19 protein-coding genes and 2 pseudogenes are annotated in these 24,828 nt (G+C 70.3%); 6 read left to right on the top strand and 15 right to left on the bottom strand.

The annotated features are described in order from the left end of the window. Positions 1-12: 12 nt before the first annotated feature. The 3 genes and pseudogenes from AB0395_RS41830 to AB0395_RS41820 form a co-directional block, all read right to left on the bottom strand. Positions 13-2,091, bottom strand: a pseudogene (locus tag AB0395_RS41830) (hypothetical protein); the annotation flags it as partial. A 121-nt stretch (positions 2,092-2,212) separates the two neighbouring features. Beyond that, positions 2,213-2,596, bottom strand: a pseudogene (locus AB0395_RS41825) (winged helix-turn-helix domain-containing protein); the annotation flags it as partial. Between the two features lie 190 nt (positions 2,597-2,786). Further along, complete coding sequence (locus AB0395_RS41820; protein WP_366291858.1) at positions 2,787-3,344, bottom strand: GNAT family N-acetyltransferase; 558 nt, start codon at positions 3,342-3,344, stop codon at positions 2,787-2,789. A 273-nt stretch (positions 3,345-3,617) separates the two neighbouring features. Here AB0395_RS41820 and AB0395_RS41815 point away from each other — a divergent pair, with 273 nt between their 5' ends. Further along, positions 3,618-4,697 (top strand): alpha/beta hydrolase, encoded by a 1,080-nt coding sequence (locus tag AB0395_RS41815; protein ID WP_366291856.1) that lies wholly within the window; start codon positions 3,618-3,620, stop codon positions 4,695-4,697. Between the two features lie 60 nt (positions 4,698-4,757). On the opposite strand, the gene AB0395_RS41810 is transcribed toward AB0395_RS41815, so the two are convergent. Both AB0395_RS41810 and AB0395_RS41805 read right to left on the bottom strand, forming a co-directional pair. Beyond that, positions 4,758-5,192: an Lrp/AsnC family transcriptional regulator gene (locus tag AB0395_RS41810; protein ID WP_366291853.1), complete on the bottom strand. Its 435-nt coding sequence runs from the start codon at positions 5,190-5,192 to the stop codon at positions 4,758-4,760. Between the two features lie 136 nt (positions 5,193-5,328). After that, complete coding sequence (locus tag AB0395_RS41805; protein WP_366291851.1) at positions 5,329-6,198, bottom strand: LysR family transcriptional regulator; 870 nt, start codon at positions 6,196-6,198, stop codon at positions 5,329-5,331. Between the two features lie 71 nt (positions 6,199-6,269). Here AB0395_RS41805 and dapA point away from each other — a divergent pair, with 71 nt between their 5' ends. Both dapA and AB0395_RS41795 read left to right on the top strand, forming a co-directional pair. Next, a complete protein-coding gene (dapA, locus tag AB0395_RS41800; RefSeq protein WP_366291849.1) occupies positions 6,270-7,142 on the top strand; it encodes a 4-hydroxy-tetrahydrodipicolinate synthase in 873 nt (290 codons plus the stop codon). Between the two features lie 506 nt (positions 7,143-7,648). After that, the gene (locus tag AB0395_RS41795; RefSeq protein WP_366291846.1) at positions 7,649-9,637 is read left to right on the top strand and encodes a WD40 repeat domain-containing protein; all 1,989 of its coding nucleotides are present in this window, start codon (positions 7,649-7,651) and stop codon (positions 9,635-9,637) included. Between the two features lie 125 nt (positions 9,638-9,762). On the opposite strand, the gene AB0395_RS41790 is transcribed toward AB0395_RS41795, so the two are convergent. The 6 genes from AB0395_RS41790 to AB0395_RS41765 form a co-directional block, all read right to left on the bottom strand. Further along, positions 9,763-10,572 (bottom strand): DNA-formamidopyrimidine glycosylase family protein, encoded by an 810-nt coding sequence (locus tag AB0395_RS41790; protein WP_366291843.1) that lies wholly within the window; start codon positions 10,570-10,572, stop codon positions 9,763-9,765. 57 nt (positions 10,573-10,629) lie between these two features. Further along, positions 10,630-11,055 carry a DUF2809 domain-containing protein gene (locus AB0395_RS41785; protein ID WP_366291840.1) on the bottom strand — a complete coding sequence of 142 codons (426 nt, stop codon included), beginning with the start codon at positions 11,053-11,055 and terminating at the stop codon, positions 10,630-10,632. A 26-nt stretch (positions 11,056-11,081) separates the two neighbouring features. After that, positions 11,082-12,368: a DUF6596 domain-containing protein gene (locus AB0395_RS41780; protein WP_366291838.1), complete on the bottom strand. Its 1,287-nt coding sequence runs from the start codon at positions 12,366-12,368 to the stop codon at positions 11,082-11,084. Between the two features lie 126 nt (positions 12,369-12,494). Continuing rightward, the gene (locus AB0395_RS41775; protein WP_366291835.1) at positions 12,495-13,790 is read right to left on the bottom strand and encodes a M1 family metallopeptidase; all 1,296 of its coding nucleotides are present in this window, start codon (positions 13,788-13,790) and stop codon (positions 12,495-12,497) included. Between the two features lie 32 nt (positions 13,791-13,822). After that, a complete protein-coding gene (locus AB0395_RS41770) occupies positions 13,823-17,659 on the bottom strand; it encodes a Pls/PosA family non-ribosomal peptide synthetase (RefSeq protein WP_366291833.1) in 3,837 nt (1,278 codons plus the stop codon). Between the two features lie 641 nt (positions 17,660-18,300). Continuing rightward, the gene (locus AB0395_RS41765) at positions 18,301-18,459 is read right to left on the bottom strand and encodes a hypothetical protein (protein WP_366291830.1); all 159 of its coding nucleotides are present in this window, start codon (positions 18,457-18,459) and stop codon (positions 18,301-18,303) included. A 132-nt stretch (positions 18,460-18,591) separates the two neighbouring features. Between AB0395_RS41765 and AB0395_RS41760 the strand changes: the two genes are divergently transcribed. Further along, a complete protein-coding gene (locus AB0395_RS41760; protein ID WP_366291827.1) occupies positions 18,592-19,098 on the top strand; it encodes an SDR family NAD(P)-dependent oxidoreductase in 507 nt (168 codons plus the stop codon). On the opposite strand, the gene AB0395_RS41755 is transcribed toward AB0395_RS41760, so the two are convergent. The 4 genes from AB0395_RS41755 to AB0395_RS41740 form a co-directional block, all read right to left on the bottom strand. Further along, positions 19,010-19,768, bottom strand: coding sequence for a hypothetical protein (locus AB0395_RS41755; protein ID WP_366291824.1), 759 nt, complete (start codon positions 19,766-19,768; stop codon positions 19,010-19,012). The genes AB0395_RS41760 and AB0395_RS41755 overlap by 89 nt on opposite strands. Before the next feature lie 538 nt (positions 19,769-20,306). Further along, a complete protein-coding gene (locus AB0395_RS41750) occupies positions 20,307-21,476 on the bottom strand; it encodes an LLM class flavin-dependent oxidoreductase (RefSeq protein WP_366291821.1) in 1,170 nt (389 codons plus the stop codon). Continuing rightward, positions 21,466-22,464, bottom strand: a complete 999-nt coding sequence (locus tag AB0395_RS41745; protein ID WP_366291818.1) for an LLM class flavin-dependent oxidoreductase — start codon at positions 22,462-22,464, stop codon at positions 21,466-21,468. Before AB0395_RS41745 ends, AB0395_RS41750 begins: the two co-directional genes overlap by 11 nt. Positions 22,465-23,187: 723 nt before the next feature. Continuing rightward, the gene (locus AB0395_RS41740; RefSeq protein WP_366291815.1) at positions 23,188-23,649 is read right to left on the bottom strand and encodes an ATP-binding protein; all 462 of its coding nucleotides are present in this window, start codon (positions 23,647-23,649) and stop codon (positions 23,188-23,190) included. A 133-nt stretch (positions 23,650-23,782) separates the two neighbouring features. Between AB0395_RS41740 and AB0395_RS41735 the strand changes: the two genes are divergently transcribed. Continuing rightward, positions 23,783-24,562: a helix-turn-helix transcriptional regulator gene (locus tag AB0395_RS41735; RefSeq protein WP_366291812.1), complete on the top strand. Its 780-nt coding sequence runs from the start codon at positions 23,783-23,785 to the stop codon at positions 24,560-24,562. Beyond that, complete coding sequence (locus tag AB0395_RS41730) at positions 24,553-24,792, top strand: DUF397 domain-containing protein (protein WP_366291809.1); 240 nt, start codon at positions 24,553-24,555, stop codon at positions 24,790-24,792. Before AB0395_RS41735 ends, AB0395_RS41730 begins: the two co-directional genes overlap by 10 nt. The last annotated feature ends 36 nt before the right edge of the window (positions 24,793-24,828 follow it).

Raw genomic sequence — 24,828 nt, 5'->3', positions numbered from 1 at the left:
CGGACTCTAGGCCTATTTTGCGCTTTTTGTTGGCAAAAAAGGCGGCAATTCCGTCACGACATCTCCGGAAGGGGAGAGACCCGCCGCGTGGCTCGTTTCGAGGCCCTCCAGTAGCGCCAGGCTCCGCTCCTCCCAATAGAGCAGGCCGAGCGCGCGGTGCGCCCGCGCCGCCGCGTGGGCGTGTTCCCGAGCAGAGACGGTACGGCCGAGCCGCGCCGCCAGCCCGGCCAGCACGTGATGGGTCGAACCCCAGGTCGCGCAGCCCGTTCCCGCGACGATCAGCTGGTCGGCGCGCGGCAGGAGCGCATCGTAGAGCGGCGCGGGATCGGGGACGCCGAGCCAGGCGGAGACGATCCCCCAGACGGGGAGTAGGAAGTCGGCGATCCAGTCCTCGCCGACCTCGGTGCCCCAGTGGGCGGCCAGTTCCCGCGCGAGGTCCTCCCGTCCCGCGTCCAGCGCGGCCAGCACCGCGACGGGGCGCAGCGGGACCATCGCCGGCTGCTCGGCCACCGTGACCAGCTCGTCGAGCATGCCTGCGACCCGTCCCCGGTCCCGCCCGCGCTCACAGGTGAACATCGTCACCAGCCTGCGGAACTCGGCGCCCTGCCAGAGGCTGGAGCCGTACAGGACGTCGTCGAACTGGCCGATCAGCGCCTCGGCGTCCGCCCAGCGCCCTTCCATCGTGCACTTGGCGGTCTCGGCGATGCGTACCATCGCCTCCAGCTCAGGGCGGCGAACCTCGTCCAGGAGCCTCTCGCACCGGGCCAGGTCACGGTCCCACTCCGTCAGGTCACCCGCGCGCAGCAGGCAGGCCATCCTCAGCACCCGTGCCACGAGCTGGGCCGCTCTGGGCAGGCCGGGGATGGCCAGCATCTCCTCGGCCGCGTCCAGCCGCTCGGCGTTGCGCCCCGGGATCCAGCTCACCAGCAGGTAGTTGTTCAGGGTGCGGGCGAGCAGTCCGGGGTTGTCCAGGCCGCGGGCGATCTCCACCGCCTGGAGCGCGTACCGCTCACCCTCGGCTCGCCGGGGGCCGTAGTACAGCTCCATGCCTAGCGTGCCCAGCAGCGCGGCCCGGTCGCCGTCGTTCAGCGGCCCGGTCAGCAGGTCCTCGAGGACAGCGACCATTCCCGCGTCCACCACGCCGTACGGGCGCCAGTTCCACATGGTGAAGCCGCCGAACACGATGATCGCGGAGACCAGCGCCGCGCGGTCGCCGGTGCGCAGGGCCAGGCCGATCGCCTCCTGCAGGTCACGGAAGGCGCCCTCGGCGTTCCCCACGGTACGGCGGGCCTGCCCGAGCTCGGTCAGCACCGCGCACCGGGCCGCCTCGTCGCCGGGGGGCAGGCAGGAAAGCGCCAGCTCCCACAGCTCGACGGCCTCGGCGTAGGCGAGCCGTGCCGTCGCGTGCCGTGCCGCGCGGCCCGCGTGCTCGACGGCCTTCGCCGTGCCGCCCGCCTTCGCCGCCGCGGCGAAGTGGTGGGCGAGCCGTACCGGCTCCGCCTCAGGCAGCCTCTCGAGGTATTCGCCTATCCTCAGGTGCAGCCGGGCCCGTGCCAGGCGGCCGAGGCCCGAGTATAGCGCGTCGCGCACCAGGGCGTGGGAGAAGCGGTAGTCGAAGCCGCCGGGAACCTCGGACAGCAGTCCGGTGGCCACCGCCGGTTCCAGCAAGGACATCACCTCTTCGACCGGGATCTCCATGACGGCTTCGAGTAGGGCGGTCTCCACGTCGCGCCCGGCGGCCGAGGCGACCCCGAGCAGCTCTCGCGTCTCCTCGGGGAGCCTGGCGACGCGACGCCCGATGACGTCGCGTGCCCCGGGCGGCAGCGCGGCGGACAGGCCCTGCTCGCTCTCCCTGAGGCGGACCAGCTCGCCCAGGTAGAAGGGGTTTCCCCCGCTCCGCTCCAGCAGCACGGTGACCAGCTCCGGAGCCTCCTCGACCATCCGCAGACGCAGGTACGACGATACGTCCGCGGCGTTGAACGGGGTCAGCTCGAGCCGCTCGGTCGCCCGCTCCCTGGACAGCGCGCCGAGCGCGTCGGCCTGCCTGCCCGCGCGATACAGCGCCAGCACCAGCAGCCCCCACGCTCGCTCCCGGTACCCGGTAGGGGAACTCCTCGACCAGCGACTCCAGGTCCGGCACGCACGCGGCGCCCTCGCCCAGCGCCATCAGGGCCTCGAACCGGTCCTCGACGGCCGCGACCCGCACTTCCGCGAGTCTGGCGGCCACGGGCCGGGCGAACTCGAGCGCGGCGAACTCCTCCAGCGGGTTCCCTCGCCACAGGGCCAGCGCCCGCTCCAGCACCCTGCGGGCCTCGCCGTGCTCTCCCCGCGCCAGCGCACGGCCTCCGTCCTCGGCCCACGCCGTGAAGCGCGTCAGGTCGACCTGGCCGGGGGCGACGGCGAGAAGGTAGCCGGGCTCGCGGGTGAGCAGGAGCCTGGGCGGGGTCCGGGGCCTGCGCTCAGGCTCGAGCACCCTGCGCAGGTGGGATATGTACGCCTGGAGCGTGCCCGTCGCCCCCGAGGGCGCCTCGCCCGCCCACAGCTCGTCGATCAGCCGGTCCAGCGGGACGACCCGGCCCGGCTCAAGGGCCAGCATCGCCAGTACGGCGCGCTGCTTACGGGTGCCCAGGTCGAACGGGCGCCCCGCGGCGTCGGCGACCTCGAAGGCGCCGAACAGGCGGAAGGTCAGCCCCGTGTCCATGTGTCCCCGTCTGTCGGCTGAGCTGGCTCGCATCAGCCTATGCGGCGGGAACCGCCCACGGGCCGGGGCCGGTCAGGGCCTCTCCTCAGACGTCCCGGTAGCCCTCCCACTCGTCCTCGATCGCCGAGTGGACGACGGAGTCGCGCCAGGCGCCGCGGGCCCGCACGTGGTGCCTGATCCTGCCCTCCTCGACCATCCCGGCGACCAGCATCGTGAGCTGGGCGGCGGTGTTCGCGGGGGAGCGGGCGCCCCAGATGCGGTGCAGGCGCAGATGCCGGAAACCGAACACCAGGATCAGCCGGACCAGGTCGGTGCCGATGCCCCTGCCCCAGTGGTCGGGGCGCAGGCCCATGCCGATCTCCGCGCTGTGCGGGTGGTCGTGCTCGATGTGCAGCCTGGCGACGCCGATGGTCTTGCTGTCCCCCGCGTCGGTCACCGCGAGGACGTACAGCCGCCGCGGCTCGACGTCGGCGGCCCGCAGTGCCTCGGCGACGATCCCTTCGACCTCCTCGCGGGTACGAGGGTCGAAGGGCAGGTGCTCCGTCGCCGTGGGGTCGCCGTAAACGGCATGCAGCGCGTCCACGTCGTCGACGGTGACTTCCCTCAGGCGGAGCCTCTTGCCGGAGATATCAACGTGACGCATGCGCAGACGCTAACGCCTCAGAAGTTTCGCCGCTAGAGATTGTTCCGCATGACAACTATCCCATAGATAACAAATGCCATCAGATACCCGCTTCAGTTCCGCCGGGCGGAAAGATCGGCCGACAGGGGGTGACGGAAGTGACCGCCTCCGCTAAGATCACCCGAATTTGCCTGGTGTTCCGCCGCGGCGGTCCCGGGCGGCACGGGTACGCGCCTGGGCGCCCGCGTGCACACCGTAGCCTTCTCAGGCGGCCCGATGGAGGACAATGAGCGGATGATCTCTCCCGCCCTGAACGTGCTCGTGGTAACCGGTCCAGGCCTGGTCGCCGACCTCCGGCTGCTCGCCGAGGTCGCCGATCGTGAGTTCGCGGCCCTCGGCGTCAACGGGAGGGTCTCCCCGGCTCCCGACCTGCCGGGCCTGCGGGCCGCGCTGGAGTTCCCCGGCGCCCTGGTCGTCGTCCCCGGCCCGGATCCCGAAGTGCGGAGCCTGATCCCCGAGCACCCCGGCGCGGTCTGGCTCGACCTCACGAAGGCCGCATCCCCCGTGACCGGGAAGCCGGGGGAACCCGCGGTCGCCCATCTGCACGGGCGGGGTGTCGGCGGGCTGACCTGGGCGATCCGGCACGCCGTGCACCGGCTGCGAAATCCCGCGCGCAGGGTCGCCTACGGCGAGCAGCCCGGCCAGTGGGCCGAGGTACGGCTGCCGCGCGAGAGCGAGGGGCAGCCGCCCGTCGCGGTGCTCGTGCACGGCGGCTACTGGCGCTCCGTCTGGGGGGCCGACCTGATGGACGCGCTCTGCATCGACCTGGCCGAGCGGGGGTTCGCCGCCTGGAACCTCGAATACCGCACCCCCGACCTGCATGGCTGGGCGGCGATCACCGAGGACGTCGCCCAGGGAGTCGCGCTCGCCGCCGAGAGCGCGTCCGGCCCCCTCGTGGTGATCGGCCACTCCGCGGGAGGGCAGCTCGCCCTCCGCGCCGCCGCCGACGACCCCCGGGTCACCCTCGCCGTCTCCCTTGCCGGAGTCCTCGACCTGGTCGAGGGGAACCACAGGTATCTCAGCTCGGGCGCCGTCGCGGGCGCCCTCGGTGGGACGGTCACCGAGGTGCCGGAGATTTACCGGCGCTCCAGCCCGCTCGAGCGTCTTCCGCTGAGGGTGCCTCAGCTCGTCGTGCAGGGCAGCGGTGACGACCTCGACCTGGTCGACGTGAGCCGCCGCTACGCACGCGCCGCCGATGAGTCCGGAGATGAAGTGACATATCTGGAAATGTCGGGCGATCATTTCGACGTCATCGACCCCGCCTCCCCGATCTGGCGCGCCACCGCCGGAGTGATCGCCGACCGCAGGTCATAGCGCGGCGCCGGGCGTGGGAACGCCCACGGGGGAGAGGCGGGAGCGGAGGGCGCCGGGCGGTCAGCCGTCCTGGGAGGGGGAGAGAGGACGCCAGGGGACCGGGCTGGACAGCACCATCATGCTCGACGGATGACCGTACGGCGCGAGCTTGTCGATCAGCTCCTCGAAGGCGGTCATGGAGGAGGCGGCGACCCGGAGCAGGCAGCAGGTGTCACCGGTCACCCGGTGCACCTCCAGGATCTCCGGCCAGGCCAGCGCCTGTTCGTCGCGGAGCACGCAGCGCGGGCCGTAGCACGACATCCTGATCAGTGCGGCCACCCCGCGCCCCGCCAGCGCCGGGTTGACCCGCGCGTGATAGCCGGTGATCACGCCTGTCTCCTCGAGCCGCCGGACGCGCTCGGCGACGGCCGGAGCCGACATGTGCACCCGCCGGGCGAGCTCGCTGTAGGACAGCCGAGCGTCGCTTTGCAACTCGGCCAGGAGTGTCCAGTCCATCGCGTCCACTATCACGCTCCGTTATCCGTTAACCCGATTGGTTTCAGAGCCTTCTGTTCCAAAGGCGTAAAGCTTAGATTGCCTGCCTTGTATTATCCCCACACGGGAGAACGGGGTCGTGCTGGAGGGGTGGCCCTCAGCGGGAGATCGACGAGCGCAGCGCCTCAGTGAAGGCCGCCAGCGCCGGATGGGCCGCGGCTCCCCGCCGGAAGGCGATCTGCGTACGGCGCCGCATCGGCAGCTCGGTGAGTCGGACGTTCCCCGGAGGGTCGGCCGCGCCCAGCTCGGGCACGAGCGCGACTCCCTGGCCCGCTGAGACCATCGCGAGCACGGCGGCGAAGTCGTCGATGTGGTGACGGATCCTGGGGGCGAACCCGGCCGCCTGACAGGCTCGCACGGTCATCTCATAGCAGAGCGTGCCTGGCTTCGACACGATCCAGGAGGCGTCGCGGCGCCGTACGAGCGAGTCGCCGTCGTCACCGGAGGCGAGGTACATCGGCTCCTCGAGCAGCGGCTCGGTGTCCAGCGCGAGGTCGGGTGCCGCCGGCACGAAGTCGTACTCGTGGATCAAGGCGACGTCCAGGTCACCGGCTCTGAGCCGGGGGGCGACCTCCGCGGGGTCGATCTCGTCGACCATCGGCTCGAGACCGGGATGGTCGCGGCCGAGAGTGGCCAGGGCCGCGGGCAGGATGGTGCGGGTCGCGGTCGGGAAGGCGCCGATCCTGATGGTCCCGACCAGGCCGGTGCGGGCGGTCGCCAGCTCGGCCGTGGCCTGCTCGAGCCGTTCGAGCACGGCTTCGGCGTGCCTGACCAGCGCGGTCCCGGCGGGGGTCAGCACCACCCGCCTGCCCGTCCGCTCCAGCAGCGCGACCCCCGCCTCCCGCTCCAGCGCGGCGAGCTGCTGGGAGACCGCGGACGGGGTGAACATCAGGGCCTCGGCGACCGCGGCGATCGTGCCCCGGTAGGAGAGTTCGCGGAGCAGGCGGAGGCGTCGCACGTCGAGCATCAGCTCAGCTTAACGGTCTCGGAAGAAAACGGAACTGGACCTGCATGGTCGTCGGCCGCGAAGCTGGGAACATGACTCTCAGTGGTGTTTACCTTCCCCTGATCACCCCGTTCGCCGAGAACGGCGAGATCGCCCTTGACGCGCTCGAGGACCTCGCGAACGCCGCGATCGAGGACGGCGCGGCCGGTCTGGTCGCGCTCGGCACCACCGCCGAGGTCGCCATGCTCGCGGAGGAGGAGCGGCGGGCGGTCGTCGAGGTGTGCGCGAAGGTGTGCCGGGAGCGGTCGGCGGAGCTGATCGTCGGGGCCGGGTCGAGCGACACCCGCGGCTCCGCCGAGGCATTGCGCGCCCTGAAGGCCTGGCCCGAGGTCACCGGCGCGCTGGTCACCGTGCCGTCGTTCGTCCGCCCCTCAGAGGCCGGGGTGCTCGCCCACTTCACCGCGCTGGCCGAGCAGACCCCGGTGCCGATCGTGGTCTACAACATCCCCTACCGGACCGGGCAGTCCGTCGGCGCCGCGACCCTGCGCCGCCTCGGAGAACTCCCCATGGTCGCCGGGGTAAAGCACGCGGTCGGCGGCGTCGACCAGGACACCGTCACCCTCCTGGCGGACCTGCCGGAAGACTTCGCCGTGCTGGCCGGGGACGACCCCTTCTTCTCCGCCCTGCTGGCCCTGGGCGGCTCCGGCGGCATCCTCGCCTCGGCCCACCTGCACACCGGCCGGTTCGTCGAGCTGACCGAGGCCTGGCGCTCCGGCGAGGTCGCCCACGCGCGCGCCCTCGGCCACCGCCTGTCCGCCATGTCCGCGAGCATGTTCGCCGAGCCCAACCCCACCGTGATCAAGGGAGTGCTGCACGCCCAGGGCCGCATCCCCACCGCCTCGGTCCGCCTCCCCCTGGTCCCGGCGAGCCAGGCCTCCGTCGAGGCCGCGCTGCGCCTGCTCTGACCGCGCGCGACCGACGGCCCCGAATCCGTCGCGCAGTCGCGACAAAACGGTGAGAGCGTTTACCGGTGCGCGGAAATAGCGGGAGCCGCCGGAGCCGTATATGGCCGATAACTATCCGGTGCGGATTCATCGTCGAACTGGCCGGTCTTTTGTTTTTCTTCACGTGACGGCCGCTGTTTTTCTGGATTTACTTTATATTGTTGCTTTCCGGCTTCATGATGAACCTCATGACTGGGCAGCGAAAGCGCCGGGCGGCAGCCCTCTTACCCGGACAGGCACGGGTCGCCCCGCGGAGCGGGCGTCTTGACGGCGGCCGCGTCGCCGCCGCGATCCTCATAACGGTCGGCTTGCTGTCCCCCATGGGCATCGCCGCGTGCACGAACGGCGAAACCGGCCCTGAGGGAGGGGCAGGAAACGCCGGAAGCCAGGGTGCGGAGCCTGTTCCGCGGGAGTCGGAAGAGGTTCTTACGCAGGCCTCGAAGAAGGCCATTTCCCAGGATCTGATCATGAGGAGTGAATCACTGGTCGATACCGATCCGATCCTGTCCGGCCAGCTCGCCGCGACCGCCTACCATTTCTCTCGGGGCCCCGAGACCCGCCGTGGCATGCTCGCCGCCCTGGCCACCTCGCTCCGCCCCCTCCTGGACAAGCGTGTCGGCGTCGTCGGCGCGATGGCGCTCAGCCCGGACGGCGGCACACTGGCCACCGGGAACACCGGTGGCGTCCATCTGTGGGATACCGGGACCGGCAGGCCGGTCAGCGGCCCGCCCAACGAGGCCGGTGGCGACGTCCGGGCGGTGACGTTCAGCCCGGACGGCGCGACCCTGGCCATCACGCGTGTTTCCACCGGCCTCGGCGCCACCGTCCAGCTGTGGGACGCGAGAACCGGTAAGCCAGCCGCGGGCTCCCTCACGGGAAACGGTCTCGGGAACCTGACGTTCGGCCCGGACGGCAGGACCCTGGCCGTCGCGGGCGACGACGGGTTCGTCCAGCTGTGGGACACGACGGCCGGGCAGCGGGTGGAACAGCGCTTCAAGGCCGCTGCCGGGCCCGTCTCGGCGGTCGCGATCACCCCGGACGGACGGACCTTGACCACCGTCGCCGGTGGCGCCACCGGCACGGGCCCGGACAGCGGGTCGGCGAGCCCCGCCGCCACCGAGGGGCTCACCGTCCGGTCGTGGGATGTGACGGCCGGCAGGGAGAAAGGCGACATGTCGTTCACCCTCCCCGCGACCTCCACCGGAGCCCATCCGCTGACGGCCCTCAGCCGGGACGGCACACGCCTGGCCGTCCTCAACCGCGACAACGGCGATGAGATCCGGTTCTGGGAAACGAGAACCCACCGGCAGGTCGGCGACTCGCTCAAGCTCCATGCCGGAGGTCTTTCGTCGATCGCGTTCAGCCAGGACGGCGGAACCCTGATCATCGGTGACCTGTCCGGCAACGTCCTGTCGTACGACACGAAAGCCCGTCAGCCGAAGGGCGCCCCGTTCAGGGCCGCCGTCAAGGGCCGCTCGTCGGTGGCGCTCAGCCCGGACGGTGAGATCCTCGCCGTCGGCGATCGTCACGGCGACGTCCGGCTGTGGAACACGAGGACCCGCAGGCGGCTCGGCGGACCGCTCAAAACACACAGGGGGCGTGTCTCCGATGTGGCGTTCGGTCCGGACGGCACGACCCTGGCCACCGCGGGCGGCGACGGCACCGCCCGGTTGTGGGATGTGGAGACCCGCAGCCCGATCGGTAAGAGGCTCAGGGAGCACAGCCCTTTCTCCAGCCTGGGCGAGATCCTCGCGGACCCGAAGGGCGGCAAGTACATCGCCGTCTATGATTCGGTGCTACCCGGTCCGGACCGTGACACCCTGGCCAGCATCGACGAGGACGGCACCCTGTGGCTGTGGGACGTCACGGAGGGCTTCCATCTCCCGTTGTCCGAAAACGACGACGTCTCCTCTGCTTTACCCGGAATCACCGATCTTCCCGGTCTCGGCGAGAAAGACTCCAGCGTCTTGGGGGCTGATTACCGGGCTTACCTGATGGCGTTCAGCCCTGACGGTGAGAGTCTGGCGACCGTCGGCGCCGACGACCTTCTTCAGCTGTGGGGAACGGGGACGCACACATCGTCCTACAAGGAGCAGGTCGGTCCCGCCGAGGCGATGGCGTTCAGCCAGGACGGCACGGTCCTGGCGGCCGCGGGCAAGGACGGCACCGTTCGGCTGTGGAATGTGGGGACGAGCGAGGGGAGCGAAGCCTCCGTCACGCTCAAGGGGCGCGGCGGCTCCGTCGAGGCGGTGGCGTTCAGCCAGGACGGCGCGACCCTGACGGCCCTTTCCGGTGACGGCACCGTCCAGCTCTGGGAAACGGGCATCCCGTCAGATCCGTTCGCGGCGATCTGCGCCCTCACCGGCAGGACTCTCAGCGAACCGGAATGGCGGACCTACCTGCCGGACCGGCCTTTCGTCGGCGTCTGCCCCGACAAGGGCGTCGCCTTCGAATAGGCCCGGCGGGGGATCGACGATCCAGGGCACCGGCGCCGACGGTCGCGACGGGTGACCGTGACGACCTGTCACGGTCACCCGTGCGCGGTGCCGTCCCCGGCGGATCCACGGGCGGACGCCCCCGGTCACCCGGTCTGGCAGCCCGGACACCAGAAGAGGTTGCGGCCGGACAGCACCCCGGCCCTGACCTCAGAGCCGCACAGGAAGCAGGGCATGCCGGAACGCCGGTAGACGTAGACCTCGCCGCCGTGCCCGTCGACGCGGGGCGGGCGGCCCATCGCCTCCGGCGTGTGCTCGGGCCTGACCGTGTCGATGTGGCCCACGCGCACCCCGTCGGACATGAGCAGCACCAGGTCGTCCCAGATCGCCGTCCACCGCTCGTGGGTGAGGTCACGCCCGGGGCGGGAGGGATCCACTCCCTGCCGGAACAATGCCTCGGCACGGTAGATGTTGCCCACGCCCGCCACGATCGACTGGTCCATCAGCAGGATCCCGATGGCGGTTCGGCTGCGGCCGATCCGCCGCCAAGCCAGGTCGGGATCGGCGTCGGCGCGCAGTGGGTCGGGGCCGAGCCTGCCGTGCAGAGCCTTCTTCTCCGCCGGGTCAAGCAGCTCGCAGGTGTTGGGGCCGCGCAGGTCGGCGTACTCATCGGCGTTGCTCAGGCGCAGCCGTACCACGCCGGTCGGGGCGGGCGGCGGTGTCTGGCCGAAGGTGTATTTGCCGTATATCCCCAGGTGGATGTGGAGCCAGCGGTCGTCGTCGAAGCCGAGCAGCAGGTGCTTGCCGTGCGCGTCAGTCTCCCCAAGCACCCGCCCGTCGATCTGGAGCGCCCCTGCGGCGAACCTTCCCTGCGGGCTCTCGGCGTTGACCGTCCCGCCGCCGAACATCTGCCGGTGCAGTCCGGCAAGCCGATGAATGGTGTGTCCTTCAGGCATGGTCCACACATGGTACGGCCTGGCCGCGCCGGTACGGTGTGCCTCGTTCCGGTGGGCTCACCCCGTGACGGGCGCGGATGGGGAAGCACGGCGGGCGAGGGTGTGGCTCGCCCAGGCCAGGGCGGCTCCGGCGGCGTACGCGACCAGGTCGGCGACGCCGAACGTGCTGCCGAACACCAGCCTGGCCAGCACGCTGGCCTCGGAGAGCGCGGCCGGCACCGGGGTCAGCTGGGCGAACTCGACCGCCCAGCTCACAGCCAGGGCACAGAGCGCGGTCCTGCCCGGCGCCAGGCGTGGCCGTAGGACCAGGATCAGCGCGTAGACGAGCACGGTGTAGAGGGCGTCCCCGGCGTATTTGCCGAACCAGCCGCCGGTCACCGCGCGGACCGTCAGCCCGCCGGCGACGGTCGCGACGGCCGCCAGCACGGCGGGCAGGCGATCGCGGAGAGCGGGGGGCAGGCGAGTGAGGAAGGCGGCGGGCATCCGCCCACGATAGCGATCGGCTCCCTCTAGACGCTCTCCTGCGCCAGCCGGGCGGCCCTGGTCTCCAGGTAGCGTTGCTCGGGCAGGCTGGTCGTACGGCGCGCCGCGACCCGGTAACTGGAACGGGCGGCCTCCCGGTCACCGGCCATCTCCAGGAGATGGGCGCGGACCGCCTCGAGGCGATGGTGACCGGCCAGCCGGTCGTCGGCGTCCAGGGTCTCCAGCAGGGCGAGCCCGGCCCTGGGACCCCGCACCATCGCGACGGCGACCGCGTGGTTGAGCGTGACCACGGGGTTGGGTGAGATGCGGGAGAGCAGTTCGTACAGGGCGAGGATCTGCGGCCAGTCGGTGCCCTCGGGGCTCGGCGCCTCGACATGGATCGCGGTGATCGCCGCCTGGAGCTGGTAGGGGCCGACCGTCGACCGGGCCAGCGCGTTCGTGATGAGCGCGATGCCCTCCTCGATGTACGTGCGGTTCCACAATCCCCGGTCCTGCTCGGTGAGCGGGATCAGGGCGCCGTCCTGGCCGGTGCGCGCGGACCGCCGCGCGTCGGTGAGCAGCATGAGGGCCAGCAGCCCGGCGACCTCGCCGTCGGCGGGCAGCAACTGGTGGACGGCGCGGGCGAGCCTGATCGCCTCCCCGGTCAGCTCGCCGCTCTGCAAGTCGGGGCCGGAGGTCGCGGTGTGACCCTCGTTGAAGATCAGGTACAGCACGTGCAGGACCACCCGCAGCCGGTCGGCCCGCTCGTCCTCGGGCGGCATGCGGAACGGGATGCCGGTGGACTTGATGCGCTGCTTGGCCCGGCTGATGCGCTGGGCCATGGTCGCCTCGGGGATGAGGAAGGCACGCGCGATCTGCGCCGTGGTCAGGCCGCCGACGGCGCGCAGGGTGAGCGCGACCTGGGAGGCGGCGGTCAGCGCGGGGTGGCAGCACAGGAACAGCAGGGTGAGCGTGTCGTCCTGGCCGGGCGGCTGCTCGTCGCCGGGGCTCGGCGTCACGGACTCGTCGGCCGGCACGTGGGTCGCGGCGGTGACCTCCCTGCGCTTGCGCGCCTGCTCGCTGCGCCACTCGTCGGTCAGCTTGCGGGAGGCGACCGTGATCAGCCAGCCCCTCGGGTTCGCGGGTTCGCCCTCGTGCGGCCACTGCACGGCCGCCGCCAGCAGCGCCTCCTGCACCGCGTCCTCGCACGCGTCGAACTGCCCGTGGCGCCGGACGAGCGCGCCGAGGACCTGCGGAGCCAGCTCGCGCAGCAGATCCTCGACGCGGGGGCCCGTCCTCGTCTCCTCGTCCCGGCCATGTTCGTCAGTGGCCACGTTTCCACCTCGTTGTCGCCGGCGGCGGGATGTCCGACGGCAGGTTATCCGGCCGCGGGACCGGACGCGCGGGCAAGTGCCTCACCCGCCGTGCGGTGAGCGCCCAGGGGCTTTGCCGCGTCCCGGTCAGGGAAGCGGCGGGAGGCGGGAGCCGTACAGCCAGGCGGTGAAGATCCTGTCGAACGAGCGTGTCGTGTACTGCAGCGCCAGGTCGAGGAACTTCTCCGTGGTGACGGTCCCGTGCCGGTTCGTCGTGGTCCACTCGCGCAGCAGCGCGAAGAACGCGAGGTCGCCCAGGACCCGTCTGAGCGCGTGCAGGGCGAGCGCGCCGCGCTTGTAGACGCGGTCGTCGAACAGGCGCCGCGCCCCGGGATCGGCGAGCACGAAGTCCTGGGGGAGCGCGGAGAGGCGGCGGTGCCAGCGCACCGCGTGGTGGTCGGCGGGCTCCTCACCGGAGGCCTCCGACCAGAGCCACTCCGCGTAGCAGGCGAAGCCCTCGTGTAGCCAGATGTCACGCCAGTCGGCGATCGTCAGGCTGTTGCCGAACCACTGGTGCGCCAGCTCGTGGGCGACCAGCCGCTCCTCGCCGCGCCTGCCGTCCACGTGGTTGACCCCGAAGATCGACATGCCCTGGGCCTCGATCGGGATCTCCAGCTCGTCGTCGACGACGACCACGGTGTACGAGCCGAACGGATAGGCGCCGAACCGCTCGCTGAAGACGGCCAGCATCTGGTTCTGCCTGCCGAAGTCGTTGCGCACCTTTCCCGCCAGCTTCTGGGGGAAGGCCAGCCGCATCCTGGCCCCCATCTCGGCCTGCTGGTAGCGGCCGATCTGGACGCTCGCGAGATAGGAGGCCATCGGCTCGGCCTGCTCGTAGACCCACGTGGTCGCCGACGCGGCCCGCCGCCTTTCGGTCAGCTCGCCGTTGGCGACCACGGTGTAGGGCGAGGCCGTCGTCACCGAGATCCGGTAGGCGGCCTTGTCGTCGGGCCGGTCGTTGCAGGGAAACCACGAAGGGGCCCCGATCGGCTGGCTGGCCACGATCACGCCGTCGCTGAGCTGTTCCCAGCCCAGGTCCCCCCAGTGGCTGTTGACGGGGCGGGGGATGCCCGCGTAGCGCACCTCGACGGTGAAGGGTCCCGGACCGAGCCGTCCCTGCACCCTCGGGGTGACATGGAGCTTGCCGCCACGGTGGACGAACCGCGCCGCCCTGCCGTTGACCAGCACCCCGTCGACCCGGAAGGGGGCCAGGTCCAGGGACACGCGGGTGAGCGGCCGCAGCGCCCTCGCCGAGAGCCGGGCGACCCCGCCGAGCCTGTTCGACCCGACCCGGTAGTCCAGGGACAGGTCGTAGTGCTCCACCCGGTACCCGTCGTCGCCGTGCGTTGGGAAGTAGGAAGGGCGGGGGGTGCTCGGGACCACGTGTTTCCTCTGTGCTTTCGTGCTGCGTCCTGCTATGCGCGTTTGTTCCATGTCGCGATCGGGTTGCCGAACCAGCGGGTCCCCTGCGGCACCGACTCACCGCGCATCACCAGGGACGCAGGTCCGACCGTGGTGTTCTCCCCGATCGTCGCCGCGGGGAGCACCACCCCGTGCGGGCCGAGCGTCGACCCGTCCCGCAGAACGACAGTATCGATGCTCATCACCCGGTCATGGAACAGGTGAGTCTGCAACACGCAGCCCCGGTTGACCGAGACCCCGTCGCCCAGGGTCACCAGGTCGATCTCCGGCAGCCAGTACGTCTCGCACCACACGCCCCTGCCGACGCGCGCGCCGAGCGAGCGCAGCCACAGGTTCAGCGGCGCCGTGCCCAGCCACATCCGGGCGAACCAGGGGGCGGCCAGCACCTCGGTGAAGTTGTCGGCCAGCTCGTTGCGCCACACGAACGAGCTCCACAGCGGCCGGTCGCCGACCGTGATCCGGCCGAGCAGCGCCCACTTGGCGGCGGTGGTGACCGCCGCGGCCAGCACCCCGGCGCCGAGCATTACGACGCCGCTCAGCAGTGCCGCGACCGCGAAGCCGTACGATCCGGCCAGCCACAGCAGGCAGGTCGCGACGAGCACGGCGAGCGCGACCGTGCACATCGCCGGAACGGCGCGGCACAGTTCGACGGCGGCGCGGGCGGCCTTCAGCCGGAACGGCGGGTCGTAGGTGCGGCTGCGGTCGCCGTCCTCGGCCGTACGGCGCAGCTCGACCGGCGGCATGCCGAGGTAGGACGAGCCCGCCTTGGCCTTCTTCGGCGCTGCGGACAGCACCGCGACCAGGCCGTCTTTCGGCACCTTGCGGCCGGGCGCGGTCATTCCCGAGTTGCCGAGGAAGGCGCGCTTGCCGATCCGCACGTGGCCGACCCTGAACCGGCCGCCGTCCAGCTCGTACGGCGCGACCATGGTGTCGTCGGCGAGGAACGCGCCGTCCCCGACGGAGGTCATCGACGGCAGCGCCAGCACCGTGGACAGCTCGACGTCCCGGCCGACCTTCATGCCCAGGGCGCGCAGCCAGGCGGGGGTGGCCATGCTGGCATACAGCGGGAACAGCCAGACCCGCGCCATCGACATCAGGCGCCCCGTCGACCACGCCTGCCAGGCCTGGCGGCTGTGCACCGCGTGGTGGCCCGGGCGCAGGCCGATCGCGAGCAGCCGGACCAGGACCAGGATCACCAGGGCCGTGCACGCCATCCAGGTGACGGTGGCCAGTGGCACCCGGTACAGCAGGCCGGACAGGGTCACGTCGCCCCGCAGCAGCACGGCCAGCGCGGGCAGCGCCGCCGCCACCGGCACGAGGCTCAGGACCAGCGCGGACAGGCCGTAGACGGCGACCCAACGGGGAGAGCGCGGCGGCCGCTCCGCGGAGGAGTGGCGGGCCTTGCCCATCCTGATCGCGGGCGCTCCGGCCCAGCGTTCCCCGGAGGGGACCGAGCCCGCGACCGCGGAGCCCGGCGCCACCTGGGCGTTCTTGCCGATCTTCGCACCGGGGAACAGGGTCGTGCGGGCGCCGATCGTGGCGGAGGCGCCGATCTTGATCTCGCCGACGCGCACCCGGTCGCCGTCGATCCAGTAGCCGCTCAGGTCGACCTCAGGCTCAACGGCGGCGTTCTTGCCCAGCTTGAGCATGCCGGTGATCGGCGGAGCGGAGTGCAGGTCGGCGTCCGCGCCGACCTGGGCGCCGAGCGCCCGCGCGTAGTGGGTGAGCCAGGGCGCGGTCGACAGTTCGGCCACGCCGAGCCGTTCGGCGAGCTGTTCGGCGAACCACAGTTTCAGGTGCACCGACCCGCCTCGCGGGTAGGTGCCGGGCTTGAGGCCCCGCAGCAGCAGCCTGGCCGTGCCCGCGGCCAGCGTGATCCGTCCGGCGGGGGAGACGAACGCGACCGCGCCGAGCAGCACCCACCACCACGAGAGGGTGGGTACCCCGGGCAGCGCGACCAGGTTGGCCAGCGCGGCCAGACCGACCATCCAGCGCAGCGCGCTCGCGGTGAGCAGCGGCACGGAGAGCGCCGCCTGCGTGATCGCGGCGCGGCGCGGCATCGGCTCGACGATCCGCTTCGTCGTCACGATCTCCGTGGCGTCCAGCGCGGACAGGTGCGCGGCGAGCCGCCGCAGCGTCGGGTGGTCGTAGACGTCGCCGACGGTGACGGACGGATGGCGGGTGCGCAGCGCGGAGACCAGTCTGGCCGCGGCGAGGCTGGTGCCGCCCTCGGCGAAGAAGTCGCCCTCGGTGTCGCCGAGGACGTTCTGCCAGCACTCGGTGACCCAGGGGTCGACGTCAGGCTGCTGGTCCGATTTCCTCTGCCGGGGCAGCGGCCACGGCAGGGCGTTACGGTCGATCTTGCCGGAGGTGCGGGTCGGCAGCTCGCCGATCAGCGCGATGCGCGGGACCAGCGCGGCGGGCAGCGCCTCGAGCAGCCGGTCCCTGGCGTCGGCCTGATCGAACCCCTCGCCGGGCACGATGTAGCCGACGAGCAGCTGGTGGCCGCCGCCTGTGGTGCGGACCGCGGCCGCGGCGCCCGCGACCCCGGGCAGCGCCTGCAGGGCGGCGTCGACCTCGCCCAGCTCGATCCTGCGCCCGCCCAGCTTGATCTGCTCGTCCGCCCGCCCGACGAACAGCAGTCCCTCGGGTTCGGCGCGCACCAGGTCGCCGCTGCGGTAGGCCCGCTCCCAGCCGAGGGAGCCGAGCGGGGCGTACTTCTCCGCGTCCTTGGCCGGGTCCAGGTAGCGGGCCAGGCCGACTCCGCCGATGACCAGCTCGCCGGTCTCGCCCATGGGCACGGGCTCGCCGTTCCCGTCGACGACGGCCAGCTCCCATCCGGTCAGCGGCAGGCCGATCCGCACCGGGCCCTCGCCGGTCAGCGGGGCCGCGCACGCGACCACGGTCGCCTCGGTCGGCCCGTAGGTGTTCCAGACCTCCCGCCCCGGTACGGCCAGCCGCTCGGCCAGCTCTGGCGGGCACGCCTCGCCGCCGAAGATCAGCAGGCGGACGTCGTCAAGCGTCTCGACCGGCCAGAGCGCGGCCAGCGTCGGCACCGTGGACACCACCGTGATGCCCATCTCGATCAGCCAGGGGCCCAGGTCCATGCCGGTGCGCACCAGCGCGCGGGGCGCGGCGACCAGGCAGGCGCCGTACCGCCAGGCCAGCCACATCTCCTCACAGGAGGCGTCGAACGCCACAGAAAGCCCGGCCAGCACCCGGTCGCCGGGCCCGAGCGGGTCACCGGTCAGGAACAGGCTCGCCTCCGCGTCGACGAACGCCGCCGCGCTGCGGTGGGAGACCGCCACACCCTTCGGCTTGCCCGTCGATCCCGAGGTGAAGATGATCCACGCGTCGTCGTCCAGCCGGGGACGCGGGTCCGCATCGGGCTCCCAGGTGCCGCCCAGGGTGCCGAAGACCGTGATCTTCTCGCCCTCGCCGATGACGGCGCTCACCGCCGCCTCGCCGAAGACCAGCTCGGCCCGCTCCTCGGGGTCGTCGGCGTCCACCGGAACGTAGGCCGCGCCCACGGTCAGCGTGGCCAGGATCGCGATGTAGAGCTCGACGGTGCCCGAGGGCACCCGGATCCCGACCCAGTCGCCGCGCCCGACGCCCGCCTTCCGCAGCTCATCCGCCATCCGGTTCACCTGGGCGCGCAGGCCGGTGTAGTCGAGCCGGGTTCGCCCGTCGTCGAGGGCCGCGGCATGGGGATGACGCCGGACGGTCTCCTCTAGGATGTCGATCAGGGTCCGGGGAGGTGCGGCGGGCCCTCCCGTGAAGATCGCCCGTATCGGGGCGTTCACCTGTGTCGGGGCGTGCTCGATTTCCACCGTAATCGGATGCAAGGTCTCTCCAGTCAGACGACCGTGGGCTTGCGTCGGATTACGCTCGCCGGGTGTGGCTCCCTGTGACGCCACTCGTTGCCGTCGTCATCCAACGATCCTAGAACACCTGCTATTCCGGCATTTTTTAACTTTTGACGTTATAGCTGGTCATGGCTTCGATCACTCAGGGTGACCGGGGGCGGTGGCGCCGCGCGGCGCGTGTGATTCCCGCCACTTCCCGCCTCCGGCGCCGGAGGCCCGTGGGGGGCGTTCGTCCAGCTCCGAGGCGTGATCTGAGTGTTCACCCAAATGTACGGTGCTGTTCTTCTCGGTGTGTGTGCCGGGAAACTTTGGCGTAGGGCTTGCGCTGGCGGGTAGTGCCTGCCCTCCAGGCGGCCTTGCAATTATTTGTTCATTATTTATATATCAAAAGTTCACAAAAGTGGGAAGTGGAGTGATATTTCCTGATCGTGGGTTGTCAGGGAGGTCGCGGTGCCCGGCCCGGGACCTCTGACCGCCGTCGGAGTCCGGACTCCCATGGCCGACACGATCATCCGTACGTCCCGGCGCGCCGCTCCCGGTGTGGATGCCGCTCACGGCCTGTTCGCCGTGGCGCGCCCTCGCCGTGCGGCGGGGGTGTCTTTGGATCATGTCTGGACGGCCCGCGCGCCCGGGCCCTGTCTGGCCTTGACCTGGGCCGGTGCGGGTGCGGCGGCGCACGCCTCGCACCCGAGGTGCCGGTGGATCCGCCCGCCGCAGCCCTCATGCTCGAACACGACCGGCGGTCCCTGGGGGCGGCCGAGCATCAACCAGCTCCATTCACTTGCATCATGGCAACTGAAATCTCTGCGTTGCCGGCGTGATGCTTGTAGGTGGCGGGCGGTGCCCCCGGCGGACAATGTGGTGTTCCCGGCTCGCGACATGGAGAGCGGGCGCCGATGGGCAGGTTTGACGGCCACGTGGCCGTCGTGACGGGCGGCGACGGCGGCATCGGCCTGGCCGCGGCGAAACGGTTCCATCGGGAGGGCGCGGGCGTCGCCATCGCAGGACGAGACGAGCGGAGCCTGCGCCGGGCCGCCAGGTCGATCGGCGGCGACGTCCTGGCCGTCCCGGGAGACGTCACCAGACCGGAGGAGATCGACCTGCTCTTCGATCCGCTATCGCCGTCGGCGGCTCCGTTGTCGCTCAGGCCTCGAATCCGCATCGTCGCTGTGCCGCGCGTCGTCGTGGGCGAGTGTCACGGCTCTCCGTTCGAGCGATGCCCCGGGGGCGCCGGGCGTGCTCGCGGCGCCCCGGAGCGGGCGGCCCGACCGGTGGCCGGGCCGCCCGCTCACGGACAACTCATGTGGAGAACGGTCAGACGGTGGAACGCCAGTAGTTCAGGAACGGCCACTTGGCGTCGAGGTTGGCGAGTTCGAACACCCTTCCGTTCTGGTCGAAGATAATACGTTCGTTACCCTGGTAGAAGCTGTACTTCGCCGTGCTGCCCTCGATTTCGAGCGACACGTCGTCGAGGTCGCGCTTGAAGCGTTCCGGCAGGAAGGAGAAATACGACAGCGGTCGTGACGGCGCCTGGTAGTCGTACCCCTGGAAGAACACGTAATTCTCTCCGCGAACCGCCATATGGTAAGCCAGGTAGGATCCTGGGACGTTGTAGTCGCTGAGACCGTCGTACGGGGACGATATCGTTATCGGACCGGTGACGATGCCGCTGTCCTCGAAGACGATCGCCTGGTTGCCCTTGGTCCAGGTGTGCCGCCAGCGGAAGCCCGGGCCGCTGAACGCGATGCCCGCCGAGTCGACGTCATGGGTGAACTGCTCGGGCAGGAACGGCCATTTCGCCTGGATGCTGGCAGGTCCTTCGATGATCCCCCGGTCGTTGAAGATCACGTACTGGCTGCCGATCAGCGCCATGTGCTTCCACACGTTCCGCTCGTTGGCCGTGGTGACCGCGTCGAAGTCGCGTAGTGCCGCCGTCGAGGCGCCCAGAACGGAAGTGCCGGGGACGGAGGCGCTCGCGGGCGACACTCCCGTCCCGAACACGGCGACCGCGCCGATCAGCAGGGCGATCAGCCGCCGCCATCCGGAATGCCTTCCCTTGTGCTTTTGATGCACGAGCTGCTCCCTTCGCTCGGGCCGAAATCTTCGACCCGGGAAACATCTGGAGTAAACGGCAGAGTGGGGGGTCGGCGCCAGGCTTTTCAGTGAAACTACTTTCCGCTAAACACTTTCACGAATTGTGCGGTTAAAAGGTTCGCCATAATTCCCTTACGGTCTATCCTCGTGGTTGTCCGGATGAGCCGGTCGCTGGTCTCGCGATGGCGTTTTCGGCCCGCCGGAAGGCCTGTGACTCGCGAACCTGCGCTTCGATCCATCGGTTAACCGTAAAGGGGTCGCCGTAGCGCTGACCGGTAAATCATTCGGAACATGTCTGCCCGGTGGGCTGTCAGTCCATATCCGCCCGATTTTCGGTCAGCGCTACGGCGACCCCGGATGGGCTGACGCACATCATGGAAGGCCGTGCCGGGCGATCAAGATCGACTTCTTGGCGTCAACGGCTGTTCCGTTGTTTCTCGAGGCCGGTGGCGGAGCCGTTCGAGGCCGGGTTCGGGGTGTCCCGAGACGGCTCCGCCGCCTGCGCGTCGTCCCGGTGCTACCGGAGTGGCTCCTGCGCGACGACACCGCCGCGGAGCAACGGCAGTACGTGTGCGCCGACACGGTACGCCTCCTCCAGATGCGGCACCCCGCCCAGGACGAACGCCTCGACACCGAGCCCGATCAGCTCGTCGAGCCGCGCGGCCACCTGCCGGTAGTCGCCGACCAGGCCGAAGACCGGCCCCGCGCGCAGCACGTGGAACCCGCCCCACACGTTGGGCGAGACCTCCGGCACGCGGTGCGCGTCATCCTCACCCGCGCCGTTCCCGTCCGCCGCGAGGTCCTGGCCGCGCCGCCAGCCGACGGAGTCGCCCAGGCCGATGAAAGCCGGGGTGGCCGCGGGACCCGGCTGTGCCCAGCCGCGCCTGATCTCCTCCCACGCCTCCTCCTCGGTCTCCCTGGCCAGCACGTCGAGCCGGACGGCGAACTTCGGAGTACGGCCGATGCCCGCGCTGTGCTCGCGCACCTGGTCGAACTTCGCGGCCAGCGCGGGAAGGGGCTCCAGCCAGGACAGGTAGTAGTCGGCGTGCCTGCCCGCCGCCTCGATCGCGGCCTTCGAGGAGCCGGAGAAGAAGATCTCGGGGAACGGCTGGCCCGCGAGCGAGGCGGGCAGGCCGCCGCCTTCCACCTGGTAGAAGCGGCCCTTGTAGTCGTAGGAACCGTCGGCGTGCCAGACGCCCTTGAGCACGTCGAGGAACTCCGAGGTACGGGTGTAGCGGTCGTCGTGGTCGACCTTGTCGCCCCACCACAGCTGCTGCGGTCCTCCGCCGCCGGAGACGATGTTGTAGACCGTCCGTCCGCCGGTGGCCAGCTGCAGGCTCGCCGTCATCCGCGCCGCCTGCACCGGATGCAGGAAACCCGGCTGAAAGGCGATCATGAACCGGTAGGTGCCGGTCTCGCGGGCCAGCGCCGCGGCGGCGGCCCACGGGTCGTCGGTGTGCGGGAAGGACGGCAGCAGCGCCCCGACGAACCCGGACGTCTCCGTGGCCCGAGCCACCTCGCCCAGATAGTCGATGTGGCTGTAGCCGTCGGGGCGGCCGTCCCTGATCCCGGGCGCGAGCGCGCCTGCGGTGTCGGGCACGAAGCCGCCCCGGCTCGCCGAGCCCTTCCTGCGCAGCGACGGCTGGTCACCCTCCATGGCCATCCGCCAGTAGAAGTCAACCGGCATTGTGGATCTCCTTCGCCAACAGCGGGAGCAGGTGCTCGCCCAGCCGGTAGGTCTCCTCCAGGTGTGGTTCGACCTCCAGGAAGAACGCGGACACGCCCCTGTCGAGATAGCCGCGAATCGCGGCGGCGACACTCTCGTAGGAGCCGACCAGGCCCGGTCCGCCGAAACCGTGCCACAGCCTCGTCCGCGGGTCGGGCTCGGGGAATGTCTCCGGGGCGCCCGAGCGCAGAGTCCACGACCGCAGGGCGTCCCTGCGCGCTTCGCCGTCGTCCTCCCTGGCCAGCACCGGCAGCCGCAGGCCGTACTCCAGGTCGCGGCCCGCCTGCCCGGCCAGCGCGCGCAGCTCGCCGATCACCGCGTCGAGGTTGTCCGCGAGGTCGAAGACGTGCAGGTCGGCGTGCCGGGCCGACAGTGCCAGCGCCTCGGTCGAGGTGCCCGACAGCTGGACGCGGGGGAAGGGCCTGCCGGAGAGCGGGAACAGCAGCCCGCCGCCGAGCACCTCGTAGAAGCGCCCCGCGAAGCCGTAGTCCTCCTCGTGCCAGACCCCCTTCGCCACGGTGAGGAACTCCTCCGCGCGGCTGTACCGCTCCGCCCCTTCCAAGAAGTCGCCCTGGGAGCGGGCCACCCGCGGATCGAGGTCGACGGCCAGCCGCCAGTCGAGACGGTCGCCGGAGAAGCGCTGCAGCGACGCCGACAGCTTGGCCGCGTACACCGGGGTCGCGATCCCCGCGTGGAACTCCGCCGCCACTCGTATGTGGCGAGAGTCGCGCAGCAGGGCGCCCGCCACGATCAGCGAATCCTGTCCCGCCGGATCGAAGGGCGCCAGCACCCCGCCCATCCCCGCCAGCTCGGCCGCCCTGCCGACCCTGGCCAGCCGCTCGTACGGCCCCGCCGTGCCGGGCCGTACGTCCGTGACGAATCCCGGCAGCACGGGAAACGCGCCCGTGCCGTCCTCGGCGGGCAGCGTGAGATGGAACTCCGGCCTCACGTACGAGCCCCCCGCTGAATCGCCATGGAAAACCTCAGAAGGGAGAAAGGTGACATGGGGGGATCACTCCGGCGCGCCTTGGAACGAACAGTCATCGAAATCCTTTCTGCGCAGGGACTTCAGGCCTCGGTCCTGCGGAAACGTGATTCGGTGCGGTATTCGGCGACGGGGATTCACTTCTCGGGCCGTCGCCCGACAGGGGTCCCAGGACAGCGATCGTAAGGGAAAAATTCCCAAAATCTATGAAATGGATGATATTTCCTGCAAAAGGCGATGAAGGTGGTTATCGGCTGTTGCCGGTTTTGCCTTCCGGACCTTCCGGACCTCCCGCCGCTCGCGAAGTCCCGATGCCGAACCACTCCGGCGCCGCCCCTCGCATCGTCACCGGCGGAGACCGGCGGGAACGGACCTTGCCTCCTCGGCTCTCCGGTGACCACCCACCTTCGCTGCGTTTGGCTTCACCGTGTTCACCTTCGCCGCGTGTCCGTGACTCTCCTGGCGCCGGTACGGCGAGCGGTGGGGTGGGGCGGATCAGCACTGGTGGGCGGTGCCCGACCCGGTGAACGTTCCCGGTCACCGCACTGCCGGAGGGAAACAGGCCCCGGGCGGGACCGAAGCCAGGGAACCGGTGAGCGCGCACTCCCCGCACGGTCCCGCCGACGCTCCTCGTATGGTTCCGTCGGAGTGGAGGGGGAGCCGGGGTGCCTCCCGCACTCTCGCTTCTCAGGGCCATGCCGCCGGCTGAAACCACACGGATTTTCCGAAGGGGTTGAGCGTCCAGCCCCAGTCATGGGCGAGGTCCTGGACTATGGAGAGACCCCGGCCTGAGATTTCCATCGGGGACGTCCGGCGCATGCGCGGGATCGCGGTGCAGGAATCGTAGACGTCGACCGTCATCAGCTCCTTTTCTCTGCCGACAGTGACGCGGATGGGGAACGCGGGGGGAACGGGCGAGGTGCCGTGGGTCATGGCGTTGGTGACGAGTTCGGAGACCAGAAGTTCGGCGATTTCCGGGACGTCCTCCGCCGCGTTCCAGTCGGCCGCCGTGTCACGCACGAATCGGCGGACGGACGCCACGCTTCTGTCCGTACGGAGTATCCACTTCTCGCCCAGCATGGAAACGGCGGGATCGAGCGTGTGACGATATTCGGTCAGTGCCACGCTCGCCTTGACGGCCTCGTCCATGGATTCTCCTCCTGTTCTCGGATTTCGTGTGTTCAGAATGCCAAGTCATGGCTACTCTTGGTGGCGAAACGATTACCAGGAGCAAGCTCCGGGGATCGCGCCATCGCCGTTGAATTCCGGCAAGGAGGGCATCGTGGTCAACGTCTACACACCTCAGGCGATCTGGGGCAGGGAACTGCGTCACTACCGCAAGGAAGCGGGCCTCACCCAGGGGCAGCTCGCCGAGAGGATCCACTTCAGCGAGTCCCTCATCAGCGGAGTGGAGACCGGCCAACTCCCGGCCAGCCCTGAGTTCGCCGAGATCTGTGACACGGCACTTGAGACGGGAGGAGCGCTTCTGCGCCTCCTCGACTGGAGAAAAGGAAGAGTCTTCCCTGCATGGTTCGGCAAGTGGCGGGACAAGGAGCAGGCGGCGATCACCCTTCGGATCTACCAGCCGCTGGTGTTCCCGGGACTGCTGCAGACTGAGGCATATGCTCGCGTGTTGCTTCGAGGTGACGAGGCTGCGGTGGAAGCGCGCCTGGACCGTCAGTCCATCCTCACTCGTGAGAACCCGCCGCCACCTGCTCTTCGATGCGTGATCGACGAGGCCGTTCTCTACCGTCCGATGGGTGGCTCCGAGGTGATGCGTGAGCAGTTGAACCGTCTGCTTTCGGAGATCGGGTCTCGTCTAAGCGTGCAGGTGGTTCCTCACGGAATGCACTCGGGGTTGATGGGTGGGTTCGTAATCGCGACTCTGGATGGAGGGAAAGACGTCCTGTATGCCGAGACGGCCGTACGCGGTATAACTACCAGCGACGAAGAAGACGTCGCCGTGGCCGTAGAGCGCTTTGAGGTCATCCGGGGCGATGCGTTACCGATAAACATGTCCATCGATCTCATCCAGAAGGCGGTAGAGGAAAAATGGACCTGAGTGACGTCAGGTGGGTCAAGTCAAGTTTCTCCGGCGACAACGGCGGTGAATGCGTTGAGGTAGCGGAGCTCAAGGACGTTGTCGACGGCCCCGGTCACAAGGCCGGGCACGCCGACGTGATCGCCGTACGGGACTCCAAGGACCCCAACGGCCCCAAGCTCTTCTTCACCCCCGCCGAGTGGGAGGCCTTTCTCAACAGCGTGAAGGCCGACGAGTTCGACCCCCGATAGACCGCGAGGCCCTCCGGCCGTCCAGAGCGATCGCTT

This window comes from Streptosporangium sp. NPDC051023 (assembly GCF_040689595.1).
Classification (GTDB): Bacteria; Actinomycetota; Actinomycetes; order Streptosporangiales; family Streptosporangiaceae; genus Streptosporangium.
Note: the sequence above shows the minus strand (reverse complement) of the source record. Positions and strands in the feature narration are given on the sequence as shown.

What these genes read in the sequence shown, in the direction of transcription:
- AB0395_RS41795 (WP_366291846.1), top strand. Translation starts at nt 7,649, where the DNA reads ATGAGGAGTGAATCACTGGTCGATACCGATCCGATCCTGTCCGGCCAG.
- AB0395_RS41790 (WP_366291843.1), bottom strand. Translation starts at nt 10,572, where the DNA reads ATGCCTGAAGGACACACCATTCATCGGCTTGCCGGACTGCACCGGCAG.
- AB0395_RS41730 (WP_366291809.1), top strand. Translation starts at nt 24,553, where the DNA reads ATGGACCTGAGTGACGTCAGGTGGGTCAAGTCAAGTTTCTCCGGCGAC.
- dapA (WP_366291849.1), top strand. Translation starts at nt 6,270, where the DNA reads ATGACTCTCAGTGGTGTTTACCTTCCCCTGATCACCCCGTTCGCCGAG.
- AB0395_RS41810 (WP_366291853.1), bottom strand. Translation starts at nt 5,192, where the DNA reads ATGGACTGGACACTCCTGGCCGAGTTGCAAAGCGACGCTCGGCTGTCC.
- AB0395_RS41815 (WP_366291856.1), top strand. Translation starts at nt 3,618, where the DNA reads ATGATCTCTCCCGCCCTGAACGTGCTCGTGGTAACCGGTCCAGGCCTG.
- AB0395_RS41820 (WP_366291858.1), bottom strand. Translation starts at nt 3,344, where the DNA reads ATGCGTCACGTTGATATCTCCGGCAAGAGGCTCCGCCTGAGGGAAGTC.
- AB0395_RS41785 (WP_366291840.1), bottom strand. Translation starts at nt 11,055, where the DNA reads ATGCCCGCCGCCTTCCTCACTCGCCTGCCCCCCGCTCTCCGCGATCGC.
- AB0395_RS41805 (WP_366291851.1), bottom strand. Translation starts at nt 6,198, where the DNA reads ATGCTCGACGTGCGACGCCTCCGCCTGCTCCGCGAACTCTCCTACCGG.
- AB0395_RS41740 (WP_366291815.1), bottom strand. Translation starts at nt 23,649, where the DNA reads ATGGACGAGGCCGTCAAGGCGAGCGTGGCACTGACCGAATATCGTCAC.
- AB0395_RS41750 (WP_366291821.1), bottom strand. Translation starts at nt 21,476, where the DNA reads ATGCCGGTTGACTTCTACTGGCGGATGGCCATGGAGGGTGACCAGCCG.
- AB0395_RS41765 (WP_366291830.1), bottom strand. Translation starts at nt 18,459, where the DNA reads ATGCTCGGCCGCCCCCAGGGACCGCCGGTCGTGTTCGAGCATGAGGGC.
- AB0395_RS41760 (WP_366291827.1), top strand. Translation starts at nt 18,592, where the DNA reads ATGGGCAGGTTTGACGGCCACGTGGCCGTCGTGACGGGCGGCGACGGC.